The sequence below is a fragment of the Microbacterium sp. genome (assembly GCF_026393345.1).
Lineage (GTDB): Bacteria > Actinomycetota > Actinomycetes > Actinomycetales > Microbacteriaceae > Microbacterium.
On the sequence record NZ_JAPLAI010000028.1, the window covers coordinates 78,315 to 91,419 of the forward strand.

14 protein-coding genes and 1 other annotated feature (1 of these 15 running past the window's edge) are annotated in these 13,105 nt (G+C 66.2%); of the genes, 12 read left to right on the plus strand and 2 right to left on the minus strand.

What is annotated here, in order from left to right; translation table 11 throughout:
• Nucleotides 1-698 carry the 5' portion of an aldo/keto reductase gene (locus tag NT132_RS03405; protein WP_297784776.1) on the minus strand. Its footprint begins 202 nt before the window's first position, so the window shows 698 of its 900 coding nt (coding positions 1-698); its start codon is at nt 696-698; its stop codon lies off the left edge, out of view.
• Nucleotides 699-842: 144 nt separating this feature from the next.
• On the opposite strand from NT132_RS03405, the gene NT132_RS03410 reads away from it, so the two are divergent.
• Together NT132_RS03410 and NT132_RS03415 are read left to right on the plus strand one after the other, a co-directional pair.
• Entirely contained in the window at nt 843-1,883 is a 1,041-nt protein-coding gene (locus tag NT132_RS03410; protein ID WP_297784779.1) for an alcohol dehydrogenase catalytic domain-containing protein, read from the plus strand.
• A 22-nt stretch (nt 1,884-1,905) separates the two neighbouring features.
• Nucleotides 1,906-2,283, plus strand: coding sequence for a DUF2255 family protein (locus NT132_RS03415; RefSeq protein WP_297784781.1), 378 nt, complete (start codon nt 1,906-1,908; stop codon nt 2,281-2,283).
• A gap of 23 nt (nt 2,284-2,306) precedes the next feature.
• Here the strand turns inward: NT132_RS03415 and NT132_RS03420 are convergent, their stop codons facing one another.
• Entirely contained in the window at nt 2,307-3,185 is an 879-nt protein-coding gene (locus NT132_RS03420; protein WP_297784784.1) for a helix-turn-helix transcriptional regulator, read from the minus strand.
• Nucleotides 3,186-3,881: 696 nt separating this feature from the next.
• Here NT132_RS03420 and NT132_RS03425 point away from each other — a divergent pair.
• The 10 genes from NT132_RS03425 (at nt 3,882) to NT132_RS03470 (ending at nt 12,974) form a co-directional block, all read left to right on the plus strand.
• Nucleotides 3,882-4,163 (plus strand): metal-sensitive transcriptional regulator, encoded by a 282-nt coding sequence (locus tag NT132_RS03425; protein ID WP_297784786.1) that lies wholly within the window; start codon nt 3,882-3,884, stop codon nt 4,161-4,163.
• A gap of 32 nt (nt 4,164-4,195) precedes the next feature.
• Nucleotides 4,196-4,528 (plus strand): heavy metal-associated domain-containing protein, encoded by a 333-nt coding sequence (locus NT132_RS03430; protein WP_297784789.1) that lies wholly within the window; start codon nt 4,196-4,198, stop codon nt 4,526-4,528.
• Nucleotides 4,529-4,557: 29 nt separating this feature from the next.
• Nucleotides 4,558-6,699: a heavy metal translocating P-type ATPase gene (locus NT132_RS03435; RefSeq protein WP_297784792.1), complete on the plus strand. Its 2,142-nt coding sequence runs from the start codon at nt 4,558-4,560 to the stop codon at nt 6,697-6,699.
• Between the two features lie 38 nt (nt 6,700-6,737).
• Nucleotides 6,738-7,181 (plus strand): DUF6153 family protein, encoded by a 444-nt coding sequence (locus NT132_RS03440; RefSeq protein ID WP_297784795.1) that lies wholly within the window; start codon nt 6,738-6,740, stop codon nt 7,179-7,181.
• A gap of 98 nt (nt 7,182-7,279) precedes the next feature.
• Entirely contained in the window at nt 7,280-7,888 is a 609-nt protein-coding gene (locus tag NT132_RS03445) for a DUF305 domain-containing protein (RefSeq protein ID WP_297784798.1), read from the plus strand.
• A gap of 135 nt (nt 7,889-8,023) precedes the next feature.
• On the plus strand, nt 8,024-8,779 hold the full coding sequence (locus tag NT132_RS03450) for a F510_1955 family glycosylhydrolase (RefSeq protein WP_297784801.1): 756 nt from the start codon (nt 8,024-8,026) through the stop codon (nt 8,777-8,779).
• A 321-nt stretch (nt 8,780-9,100) separates the two neighbouring features.
• Nucleotides 9,101-9,784, plus strand: coding sequence for a M23 family metallopeptidase (locus NT132_RS03455; RefSeq protein ID WP_297784804.1), 684 nt, complete (start codon nt 9,101-9,103; stop codon nt 9,782-9,784).
• A gap of 832 nt (nt 9,785-10,616) precedes the next feature.
• Nucleotides 10,617-11,360 (plus strand): hypothetical protein, encoded by a 744-nt coding sequence (locus NT132_RS03460; protein ID WP_297784807.1) that lies wholly within the window; start codon nt 10,617-10,619, stop codon nt 11,358-11,360.
• 5 nt (nt 11,361-11,365) lie between these two features.
• A protein-coding gene (locus tag NT132_RS03465; RefSeq protein ID WP_297784810.1) for an IS3 family transposase occupies nt 11,366-12,663 on the plus strand; the annotation gives its coding sequence in 2 pieces (ribosomal slippage) (nt 11,366-11,645 and nt 11,645-12,663; 1,299 coding nt in all).
• Nucleotides 11,644-11,793 (plus strand) — a sequence feature (AL1L pseudoknot). Its footprint overlaps the gene before it by 150 nt.
• Before the next feature lie 71 nt (nt 12,664-12,734).
• Complete coding sequence (locus NT132_RS03470; protein WP_297784812.1) at nt 12,735-12,974, plus strand: hypothetical protein; 240 nt, start codon at nt 12,735-12,737, stop codon at nt 12,972-12,974.
• The last annotated feature ends 131 nt before the right edge of the window (nt 12,975-13,105 follow it).

Sequence of the window (13,105 nt, forward strand, 5' to 3'; positions counted from 1 at the left end):
TCCTGCAGGTGCCAGCGCAGCATGACCTGTGCGGGGGTCTTGCCGTGGGCGTCTGCGATGGCGCGGATCGTGGGGTCGTCCAGGGTGCTCCCCGTCCCGCCGGGACGGTAGAACGTGATGCCGCCGATGGGTGACCACGCCTGGTTGAGGATCCCGTGCGCGGTGTCGAAGTCGAGCAGCTCCCGCTGCGCGAAGTACGGGTGAACCTCGATCTGATTCACCGCCGGGACGATCTCGGCCTCGGCAAGCAGCGTCGTGAGGTGCTCCGGCATGAAGTTGCTGACCCCGATCGCCCGCACCCGTCCGTCCGCGTACAGCGTCTCGAGCGCGCGGTACGCGGCACGCGTGCGGTCGAACGCCGTGGGCAGCGGCTGATGCAGGATCAGCAGGTCGAGACGGTCCACGGCGAGCTTCCCGGTCGCCTTGTCGAAGGCGTGGAGCGTCTCGTCGTAGCCGTAGTCGCTGATCCACACCTTCGTCTCGAGGAAGATCTCGTCGCGGGGGACGCCGGATGCGGCGACGGCCTCGCCGACCTCGCGTTCGTTGCCGTAGGCCGCGGCGGTGTCGATGTGCCGGTAGCCGACGCGCAGTGCCTCGGCGACGGCGGCGGTCGTCTGCGCCGGATCAGTCTGGAACACGCCGAAACCGACCGGGGGCAGCTCGACGCCATTGTTGAGGACGAAAGGCTGAATGCTCATACCGGCACGCTACGCACGGTCGCGCACGCGGGGGAGGCACTGATGGACCCTGTCACGCCAGGGTCTCCCAGACCGCTCCGGCATGGGGTGGAATGAAACGCGACGGATGCCACCGCATCCGGCACCGCCCCCCGAGAGGAACCGATGAAAGCCACGCTGATGTACGGAGCAGGAGACGTCCGGGTCGAGAACGTCCCCGACCCCACGATCGTCCGCCCGACCGACGCCATCGTGCGCACGGTCCGGGCCTGCGTCTGCGGGTCCGATCTGCATCCGTACCACTCGATGGCGCACACAGATCACCCGAAGCCCATGGGCCACGAGCTCCTCGGCGTGGTCGAAGAGGTCGGCGCCGCGGTCACCTCGCTCCGGCCGGGCGACCTCGTCATCGCGCCGTTCGCGTGGCAGGACAACACCTGCGTGTTTTGTCAGGAGGGCGTCCAGACCTCGTGCCTGCACGGTGGCTTCTACGGCACCCCCGAGGTGGGTGGCCTGCAGGCCGAGTTCGCCCGCATCCCGCAGGCGGACGGCAGCCTCGTCGTCGTGCCGGACGTCGATGAGACGAGCGACCTGCTGCCCTCGCTCCTCACCCTGTCGGACGTGTACCTCACCGGGTACCACGCCGCTCACATGGGCCGGGTGTCGGCGGGGAAGACCGTGACCGTCATCGGTGACGGCGCCGTGGGCCTGTCGGCCGTGCTCGCCGCGCGTCAGCTGGGCGCCGAGCGCATCATCCTCATGGGTCGCCACACCGCGCGCACCGACCTCGGGGTCGAGTGGGGCGCGACGGACGTCGTCGCCGAACGCGGCGAGGAGGGCATCGCCCGGGTCATGGACCTCACCGGCGGCGAGGGCAGCCACATCGTTCTCGAGGCCGTAGGCCACATGCCCGCTTACGAGCAGGCGTACGGCATCGTGCGGCCCGGCGGTGTGATCTCTCGGGTGGGAGTGCCGCAGTACGAGAAGGCGCCCATCGGATTCGGTTCACTGTTCGGTAAGAACGCCACCCTCACCGGAGGCCCGGCGCCGGTCCGTGCCTACATGGAGCCCGCCATCCAGCAGGTGCTGAACGGTGAGATCGACCCCGGGCGGGTCTTCGACCGCGCCGTCGGCATCGATGAGGTCGCCGGCGCCTACGCCGCCATGGACAAGCGCGAAGCCCTCAAGGTCATGCTCACCTTCTGAGCCGACAGGAAAGGTCGACGACATGAGCGACTGGAACAGCGACGAACTGCGCCGCATCGACGGAGCCACCGAACTCCGGGTGACCTCTCGCCGCCCGGACGGAAGCCTGCGTCCGTACACGACGATCTGGCACACGGCGGTCGGGGATGCGCTCTACATTCGCTCCGCCCACGGTCCCGACAATGGCTGGTTCCGCCGCGCGCTCCGCGCCGGGACCGGCGCCATCAGTGCCGGCGGAGTGGAGAAGGACGTCACGTTCGCGCTCGCCGACCCTGCCGTCCGGGACGACCTGGATGCGGCTCTGCACGCCAAGTACGACCGTTTCGGGCCGGGGCCGGTCGGGGCCATCACCGGCGATGACGTGCTGCAGACGACGCTGCGGGTCATGCCGGCCGACTGACCGGAGTTACCTGTCGGGCGGGCTCAGGCGTCGGGCTGCAGCTCAGACGGGGCGGCGTCCTGGCTCGCGGCCCAGGACGCCAGCATCCGGAGCGCGTCCGCGGTGGGGGAGCCCGCCGGGGCGGTGTAGACGTTCATCACGAGGCCCGGTGAACTCGGCAGGTCCATCGACTCGTAGTCCAGGTCGAGGTCGCCGACCACCGGATGGTGCAGGCGCTTGCGTCCGCTGCGATGGAACATCACATCCCGCGACGCCCACCGCTCGCGGAACAGCTCGCTCTGCGTCGACAGTTCGCCGACGAGCCGGATCAGCGCCGCGTCGTGCGGGTTGCGACCGGCCTCGAGACGGAGCATTGCCGCGGCGTCCCGGGCGATCTGGTCGTAGTCGCGCCAGAACGTCGGGGCTGCGGGATTGAGGTACACGAACCGGGTGGTGTTCACCGGACGGGCCGGGTCGTCGAACAACGGGGAGTACACCGCGCGGCCGAGCCGGTTGGTGGCCACGATGTCGTGCCGGCCGTTCCGCACCCAGGCGGGCGCATCGCCGATGGCATCCAGCACCTGCTGCACCGACGCGTTGATGGTGGCGGCGGGCTTGGGCGCTCGGGTGCGGGAGGGCCCCGCGGCGCGGGCGAGGTCGAAGAGATACTCCCGCTCCGCCTCGTCGAGCTGCAGCGTGCGGGCCAGGGCATCCAGCACGCTGTCGGACGCGCCGGCGAGATTTCCGCGCTCGAGGCGCACGTAGTAGTCGACCGAAACTCCGGTGAGCATCGCGACCTCTTCGCGGCGAAGGCCCGCCACCCGGCGGTTGCCGCCGTACGCCGGCAGGCCCGCTGCCTCGGGAGTGATCCGCGCCCGGCGGGAACTGAGGAACTCTCGCGCTTCGGCTCGGATGTCGCCCATGCCGCCACGCTACGTCGTCGGCACGGACGACGGGAGGCACCGGGAGTACCCCCGAGCGGCGGTCGTGCGGCACAGCTGCGGACATCGCCCCGATTTCCGGCATCCGGACGCGGTTTCGCGGGGGATGCGGAAAATCTCCGCGGTTGTGTCGGGCGAGGCCGCCGGCCGAGACCGATGCCCGGGCACAAAAAAAGGCCCTTCCTCCAGTAGAAGCCTAGAGAAAGGGCCAGTGGCTCCGACGGGCGTCGATCCCGTGACCTCACGATTTTCAGTTGTGTGACACGGGTTTGTGGGTGTCAGTTGGTGCTCGATTGCCGCGTGATTCCGCGAAAGTCGTGCCCGTTGGTCGTGGCTGGTTCTCGATGGTTTCAACCGAGTTCCCGGCCCGGGACCGGCCCAGACCGCTACCGCGATTGGTGCACGACGGCAACTCGTTTGGCGAACCCCGGATCAAGGTCGAACCCAACCTGCGCGGGCGAGCTCACCAGCTCGCCATCTTGAACAGGCGACCGTCCTCCCCTTCGTCGTGCAGCCGCACCACGATCTCGTCGTCCGAAAAAGGAGGTTCTCCGCGCACGACAGGGCCGAAAAGCCGTAAAACTTCCCTCCCGTCAGCAGCGCGCTTCGGCGTATCAATGAATTGGGAATTCCTCCGCCGTCTAGACGTTCGATACCCTAGGGGGGTACGGTATGCAAATGAACGGTTACGACGCGAACAAGGACGACCTTCAGCAGCGGCTTCGACGTATAGAGGGTCAGGTGCGTGGCATCGCGCGAATGATCGATGACGACAAGTACTGCATCGACATCCTCACGCAGGTGTCCGCCGCGACGAAGGCGTTGGAGACGGTGGCGCTGTCCCTCCTGGGCGATCATCTGCGCCATTGTGTCGCGGAGGCTAGCGCCGAAGGCGGGCAGGTTGCCGCAGAGAAGATCCGTGAAGCTAACGACGCGATCGCGCGTCTGGTCCGTTCCTAACGAACCCCGATTGATCACACTTGGAGGACACCATGACTGACCGCATCGACCTTGGCCTGAAAGACGCCACGACCGCTAGTTGCGCGTGCTGCGCTGCGCCTGCTTCCACCGCCATCGAAATTCCTGCTGGGGGAGACACCGCGGTGGCGGAGGAGATCTTGGTGTCGGGGATGACGTGCGCGCACTGCGTGTCCAACGTTACTGAAGAACTCTCCGGAATCGACGGTGTGCAGAACGTGACTGTTGACCTGCACGCCGGCGGCACATCCCGCGTCACCATCCATAGTGCAAGCCCGCTCGACGCGGTGCAGGTGAAAGCCGCCGTGGAAGAGGCCGGGTACACCGTCACCACTATCCCGGCCTAAGCGTCCCACCACGCACGAAGGAGGCTCTGATGAGCCAGCACGATCACTCCACGCACCCCGCGGAGCCCACCGGGCACGCTGCCGCGTCCACCACGGAGCACGAACACGCGGCGATGGGCCACGCCGGTCACAGCGACGAGCGGGCACCGGCTGCGGGACACTCCGCGCACGGCCACGCCGATCATGGCGGCCATGCCGGTCACGGCGACCACGTGGCCCGGTTCCGGCGACTGTTCTGGATCATGCTGATCCTTGCCGTCCCCGTGATCGGCTTCTCGACGATGTTCTCGATGCTGATCGGCTACTCGTTGCCGGACGCCGCATGGGTGGGGTGGGTCTCCCCGATTCTTGGGACGGTCATGTATGTGTGGGGTGGCGCCCCGTTCCTGACCGGTGCGGTCAGCGAGCTCCGGGCACGTAAGCCCGGGATGATGCTGCTCATCGCCCTCGCGATCACCGTCGCGTTTGTCGCCTCTTGGGGCGCCAGCTTGGGTGTGCTGGATCACGAGCTGGACTTCTGGTGGGAGCTGGCGCTGCTGATCGTCATCATGTTGCTGGGTCACTGGATCGAGATGCGTTCCCTTGCCCAGACCACCTCGGCCCTGGATTCGCTGGCTGCTCTCCTTCCGGACGAGGCGGAGAAGGTCGATGGTGACACCACCGTGACTGTCCCGCCGTCTGATCTGCTGGTGGGGGACGTGGTGGTTGTACGGCCTGGTGGGCGGGTGCCCGCGGATGGTCGGATCGTGCAGGGTTCGGCGAGTATGGACGAGTCCATGATCACCGGCGAGTCCCGCCCGGTGCGCCGCAGCGACGGGGACCAGGTGATCGCCGGGACGGTCGCCACCGATTCCGGTGTGCGGGTGGAAGTCACCGCGGTTGGCGAAGACACCGCCCTCGCCGGTATTCAGAAGCTCGTCACCGACGCGCAGAACTCCTCCTCGCGTGCGCAACGGCTCGCCGACCGCGCCGCCGGGTGGTTGTTCTGGTTCGCACTGGGTGCGGCTGCCATCACCGCCATCGTCTGGACCCTGGTGGGTCTTCCGGATGATGCGGTCGTTCGCACGATCACCGTCCTGGTGATCGCCTGCCCGCACGCTTTGGGGTTGGCGATCCCTCTGGTGGTGTCGATCGCCACTGAGCGCGCCGCCCGCGCCGGGGTTCTGGTGAAGGACCGGTTGGCGTTGGAGAGCATGCGCACCGTCGATGCGATCTTGTTCGACAAGACCGGCACTCTCACTAAGGGCACCCCCGCCGTGACCGCCATCAACCCCGCTGGCGGTATCGACGCCGACGAGCTGCTCGCTCTCGCCGCCGCTGCGGAAATGGACTCCGAACACCCCCTCGCTCGGGCGATCGTGAACGCCGCCAAGGAGAAGCACCTCACGGTGCCCGGCTCCCGCGACTTCGAGTCTTCCCCGGCGGTCGGCGTTCGGGCGCTGGTGGACGGGCGGACCGTGCAGGTCGGTGGCCCGTACTTGCTCGAGCAGGAAGGAGCGGTGGAGCTGCCGGTTGCTGACGAGTGGCGTGCCGAGGGTGCGATCATTCTGCACGTCCTCGTTGACGGGACGGTGGCCGGTGCGCTGCGGCTTGCTGATGAGATCCGCCCTGAGTCGCGTGCCGCGGTTGCCGCGTTGCGAGAGCGGGGTGTGCAGGTGGTGATGATCACCGGGGATGCCGAAGCGGTCGCCGCGTCCGTTGCTGGTGAGCTGGGAATTGATCGGTTCTTCGCCGGGGTCCGCCCGGAGGACAAGGCCTCAAAGGTGAAGCAGCTGCAGAGCGAGGGCCGCAAGGTCGCGATGGTCGGCGACGGTGTGAACGATGCCCCCGCCCTCGCGCAGGCTGATGTGGGTATCGCGATCGGCGCCGGCACCGATGTCGCTATCGCCTCCGCCGGTGTGATCCTGGCCAGCGACGACCCCCGGTCGGTGGTGTCGGTGATAGAGCTGTCGCGGGCCAGCTACCGGAAGATGAAGCAGAACCTGTGGTGGGCAGCCGGATACAACCTGCTATCCGTGCCGCTGGCCGCAGGGGTGCTCGCCCCGATCGGGTTCGTGCTGCCGATGTCGGTGGGTGCGATCCTGATGTCGCTGTCCACGATCGTGGTCGCCCTGAATGCGCAGCTGCTGCGCCGACTGGATCTCAGCCCGGACGCGGTTATCGGCCGCTGATCGCGGTGACGTACCGTAGAAGGGACCAGGGAGGTGACATGTCGCTGATCGCGCTCACCGAGCACCTGCGTGCCGGCCGCTCTATGGCCCGCACGCTGCTGCTGCTGATCGCTCTGACCGGCGCTGTCATCATCGGCTTGTTAGCCATGCACTCCCTCAACACCCACGCCACAGCAGAATCCGGTCACCACGCCACGATGACCACCGATCAGGCCGGGGCCAGCGTGACGGGAGACGCCCACGCCGCCACCACCGTGTCGGCTGAGGAGTCGTGCGCGGACTGCGGTACCAGTCATTCCGGCATGCTCGCGATGGCGTGCGTGCTCGCACTGCTGGCCACCGTGCTGCTCCTGGCACGCGCACGCGGCGCACAGCAGTGGTTAGCGCTTCTTCCTCGCCCGGGCCCGCGCGCCCGTCCCGCTTCTGGCTCTCCCGGCCTGCACCCGCCCTCTTTGACAGTTCTCTGCATTAGCCGTACGTGATGCGGTGGAGCCCTCGGCAACTCTGCCGGGCTCTTCTGCCCTAACGCCTGGTCGACCCGACCAGCGCGCTTTTCACGTACCCCCTTTGGAGAACCCTGATGAAAATGCGTACCGCGGCGACCGCCGCACTTGCCCTGGCCACCGCCCTCACTCTTGCCGGCTGCGCTGGCGAGACGACCTCTGACTCCGGATCCATGCCGGGAATGGACCACGGCAGCAGCTCCTCGCCCTCCGCAGTGATGGCGGACTTCAACGACGCGGATGTGACGTTCGCGCAGATGATGATCCCGCACCACCAGCAAGCCGTCGAGATGGCCGACATGATCCTCGCCAAAGACGGCATCGACGAGGGTGTCGTCACCCTAGCCGAAGAGATCAAAGCTGCCCAGCAGCCCGAGATCGAGCAGCTGCAGGGATGGCTGGAAGAGTGGGGCGCGGACAGCGACACTGAGTCCATGGACGGCATGGACCACGGCGGCGGGATGATGAGCGACGAGGACATGCAATCCCTCGACGCGGCCACCGGAGCTGACGCGTCCCGGCTGTTCCTCGAGCAGATGACGATGCACCACGAAGGTGCCGTCACGATGGCGCAAGACGAAGTCGATAACGGCCAGAATGCAGATGCGGTCGCATTGGCGCAGACCATTGTCGAAACTCAGACCGCGGAGATCGCCACCATGCAGGAGCTGCTCGCACAGCTCTAACGCACCCGGTGAGGGGCACCCATCGCGGGAGCCCGTCACCCCGGACTCGAAAGGGTGCGTATGCGCATTCACCTGTGCGCGACAGTAAGCCTTGTCGCGCTTTTCACTCTGTCTCTCACCGGCTGCGCTGCGCCCGTGCCGCCTTCCACCGGCACCGACCATGCGGACGTGATGCCGCACGTGCACGCCATCGTGCCCGCCCTCGACGGTGACGGCTTTCTGCTCGGCACGCACGACGGCCTCTACACCGCCACCGCGGACGGTCAGCTCGGCACCCGCGTCGGGCGGGATGACCTGGACGCGATGGGTCTCACCGCAGTGGGTGGGGAGCTCATTGCCTCCGGCCACCCCGGTGCTCGCACCCCCTCAGAGCTGGGCGAAGGCAACCTGGGCATCATCCGCAGCCCAGACGGCGGCGTCACCTGGAATCCGGTCGCTTTCACCGGCGAGAAGGACTTCCACGCCCTCGCGGCCGGACCTGATGGGACCCTCTACGGGCAGGCGACCGATAACAACGTGCTGCTGACGAGTACGGACCTTGGCGCCACGTGGACGCCTACCGGCGCCGGTCTCCTCGTTTTCGGTCTCGCCGTCGACGCGACGGGTCGCATCGTGGCCAGCACGCAACAAGGACCGCAGGTCAGCACGGACGGGGGCAGATCGTTCGTTCCGCTGCCCGATGCGCCCACCTTGTACCCGATCGCTTCTTCCCCCGACAGCCAGCGATTGATCGGCGTCGACAACGACGGCACGATCTGGATCAGCACTGCAGGCGCCACCCAATGGGTGAACGTCGGAACTGTTCATCGAGCCGCGCAGGCAATCACGGTGACCGATGCTGGCGACATCCTTGTCGTCGACGACAGCGGACTCACCCTCCTGCCCGACTAACACCCCACCCGAAAGACTCCACCTTTGCGTACCCCCACACCCACCACCGCCCAGACGGGCACGACGCCACAGCCCGATACCGTCTTGACGCGACGCCAGACCCGCGCTCGAACCCAGACATCCACCGCAACGGGTGCGAACACGCACCGTCGCCCTGATGCAGAACCGCCGGCAGACCCGTTCGATCACGCGGCACGCCTGTTCTCCTTCACACCGAAAGCGCCTGCCCCACCTGGGCCGCCCGCATCTGCACCGTCGTTCGAACCTAGCCAGCAGCCGGCCGAAGCCCGGAAGGGCGCCGCGCACTCTCGCACCCGGGCAGTGTTCTTCTCCGCCCACGTGGTCGGGCTCGTGGCCCTGATGACCATCGGGATGACCGTCGACGCCGAAGCCCTCCCCCACGAACACGTCAACCCCACGAGCATCACCGATGACGGCGTACCCGGCGAAGACATTCAGGCCTACGTCACACCCGCACAAACGCAACCGAGCCCCGTCGTCAGTCGCGACGGCTACTCCACAGCAACCCTCGTAGACCTTGCCGGAACGGTCGGCATCACCAACTACTCCAGCGCGGTCTTCACGAACAATCCGGACTGTGCGGTGCAATGGCCGTACGCAGTCGGCGTGCCGATGACCTACGGCTTCGGGATGCGGGACGGCCGGCTACACGAGGGCACCGACTTCGTCCCCGGGGCCGGCGCCCACATCCAAGCAATCGCCGACGGAATTGTCAGCGTGGCGACAGACAACGGCGGCGCGTACGGAGTCACCATCGTCATCGACCACGTTGTCGACGGTCGAACTGTCTCCAGCCGGTACGCCCACATGGAGTACGACTCGCGACAGGTCGAGGTCGGTGACACTGTCAGTGTCGGCCAATACATCGGCCGCACCGGTGACACCGGCCGATCGTTCGGCGCCCATCTCCACTTCGAAGTACTCCAGGACGGCACCACCGCAACCGACCCCTTGCCCTGGTTGCGGACCTACGCCACATGCTGACCTCACGGGCGTGCTGGACGACGCCACGGGCCGCTGACCACGATCAGGTCCTCTCCTCGGCGGAATGCGTCGAGTTGAATCTTTACTGATCCTCGTCGTGAGCACCGCCTATACTGGCGGGTTATGAAAAATGAGGACTCGGGCCGAGTGGTGGTCCTTGGCGGGATCGAGTATGACGTCGTCTTCGCATCCGAAGTCAGCGACGATCAGCGCATTGAACTTGGCTTACCGGCCCGCGGTGCTCACTGCTCCTGTGATGACTGCGCCTGCGACAACCAGGCGGACGCTGGGACAATCGAGCATCCGATGTGTGGTGCTGCCTCGCCGACTGCCCAGATGTTCACCCGGAACGCCAAATCGACGGTAGGCGTGCACCTTAACCGGCCCCAGACCGGCCCAGGCGACCGCCGAGGGTGCTGAGACGCCATCCATCACGGCCGCTCTGTCGTGCCTCGATCGCTTTACGTCCGGGGGTCGGCGCCTTGCTCATCAGTGAAAAAACCAGCCCTCACCAGGGCAAAGCGAAACCCCCGCGGATAGAAGCTCCACGAGGGTTCCTAGGGTGACTGTAATGATCACCCTTGTGGCTCCGACGGGCGTCGATCCCGTGACCTCACGATTTTCAGTCGTGCTGGAAGGAGCAGCGCAAGCTGGGCCTGCGACTCTTCCCCAGGCCGTGTCTTATCTCAGATGTGCACGGTGATCACAGAATCGCTTCCCCCTAGCGGCCGGTTGTGGCCAAGATGTGGCCAACCGGATCTCTGCCCTATGCCGACGAAGCAGTGCACCGGGTCTCGCCGCCGCTAGTCTCAAGTAGACGTTAGGGAGTGCCATGTCTCAGTTTCGCGAGGACACCTCCAGTCCTTCGGACCTCAACTTCGACCTGCGCAATCCGCGCATGCCGGACAACCTCTTTGCGAACGAAGAGGAGGCCATCCAGCACCTAGTCGATAACGCCTCACTCTCCGAACTGATCGACTCGATCACCAGTTCGGGTTGGATGAACTACGAACCCATGATCGTGCTCGATCGTGACGACGTGCTGAAGGTCGACGACGTTGTCATTGAAGGAAACCGGCGGCTCGCCGTGTTGCGCCTGCTCTCCGACCCAGCATTGGCGAAACGGGTCGGTCAGACGATCCCGAAAGACATTTCTGCAGGGAGTATCCCTGACATTGTCACCGTGTGGCGCGTAAAGACGCGCGCGGAGGCTCGGGATTTCATAGGGTTCAAGCACATCAATGGAGCCTTTAAGTGGGACTCCTTCGCCAAGGCAAAGTACGCCGCGGAGTGGCTTGCTGAAGAACCCGACCTAGCCACAGTTAGTCGCCGGCTGGGCGATACACACAATACGGTCGTACGCCTAGTGAACGGGTACCGCGTATTGACACAGAGCGAACGGCAAGGCTTCGATCGCGGCGCCATTTCAGGACGTTTCGCCTTCTCGCACCTCTACACCGGACTGACGCGACCCAGTCTCCGTGAATACGTCGGTCTTACGGACACTGGGACGCTCCTGCCTGAGAATCTGAAGCGCCCCGGGTGTGATGGAGGCTCTCAAACCTGTGAAGGATGAGAGTCATGGCAGCACCGAGGAAGTACAGCGAGGAACTGAAGGAGCGGGCGACGCGGCTGGCGTTGGACGCGCGTCGCGACCCGGCGAGCAAGGTCGGGGCGATCAAGCGGATCGCGGACCAGCTCGGTATCCACCCCGAGGCTTTGCGCACGTGGGTGCGGCAGGCGGAGGTCGACGGCGGCATCGCGGCGGGAGTGACGACCGCGGACGCGCAGCGGATCGCGGACCTCGAGCGTGAGAACCGGGAGTTGCGTCGGGCGAACGAGATCCTGAAGACCGCTTCGGCTTTTTTCGCGGCGGCGGAGCTCGACCGCAAGCTGAAGTAGCGGTGCCCACCGCGGTGCTCGTCGAGTACATCGACGGGCACCGCGGTCGGTTCGGGGTCGAGCCGATCTGCCAGGCGCTGCGCGAAGCAGGGCTGCAGATCGCCCCGAGCACCTACTACGCCGCCAAGACGCGTCCGCCGTCGGCCAGGGCTGTCAGGGACACCGCACTGATCGAGGACATCCGCATCGCGCACAAAGCCAATCTCGGCGTCTATGGGGCACGGAAGATCCACGCCGAGCTGAACCGCAGCGGGGTTCCGGTCGCGCGTTGCACGGTCGAGCGGCTGATGCGGCAGGAGGGCATTCAAGGCATCCGCCGCGACAAGAACCGCAAGACCACGGTCGGCGAGGGCGCGGAGACCGAACGGCCCGAGGACCTCGTCGAGCGGCGGTTCGAGGCCACGGCACCGAACCAGCTCTGGGTCGCGGACCTGACTTACATCCGCACCCACGCCGGCTGGGTATACGCCGCGTTCGTGATCGACGTGTTCTCTCGTCGCGTGGTGGGCTGGCAGACCTCCACGAACATGCGCACCGACCTCGCCCTGGACGCCCTCGACATGGGCCTCTGGCAGCGGCAACGCACCGGGCAAGACGCCACCGGTCTGATCCACCATTCGGACCGCGGAGTCCAGTATCGAGCGATCCGCTACACCGAGCGGCTCGCCGAAGCCGATGCCGTGGCCTCGGTCGGCTCGAAGGGCGATTCGTATGACAACGCGATGGCTGAGGCGTTCAACTCGCTGTTCAAGGCCGAGTGCATCCGCAACCCCGTCATGCGACCCAAGGGCGGCTGGGCGTCTATCCGCGACGTCGAGATCGCCGTCGCGGAATACGTCGACTGGTTCAATCACCGTCGCCTCCACGGCGAGATCGGGCTCGTCCCACCCGCCGAAGCCGAGGCCACCTACTGGGCATCCCAGCCCGCGGTCGAATACGCTCGAAAACACGTCCCCGCCGGGGCCGGAACCAACTAACCGAGCCTCCACGAAACCCGGGGCGCTTCAATCCGATCCCCGACAGTCATGCTGCTCATCTAAATCAACTCATGGTCTGGCTTTACGGTCAGGGTGACACCCCACCAGTCATTCAGAGTCAAAACCCTGACCTAAAGCACCTCGCCTCGGTGCTCGAAAACCCGTCAGCGATCGCGATGCTGTCCAGCACGAACGACCTTGAGGTCGCGTACGAGACGGTTGAGGACAAGCCAGCCCGCTTCTCGGCCGAACTCACTGCGCTTCTTGCCCAGGCCAAGACCGTTTCCTCTTTGATCGGGAACGGGGCTTGACCCTTGATCTTGGACACGCTGATTCCAGCACGATGCTGGGGGGAGCGAGAATCCAAGGATGGCCAGGAAGAACTACACGGACGAGTTCCGTCGCCGAGCGGTGGACTTGTACGAGTCCACGCCCGGGGCGA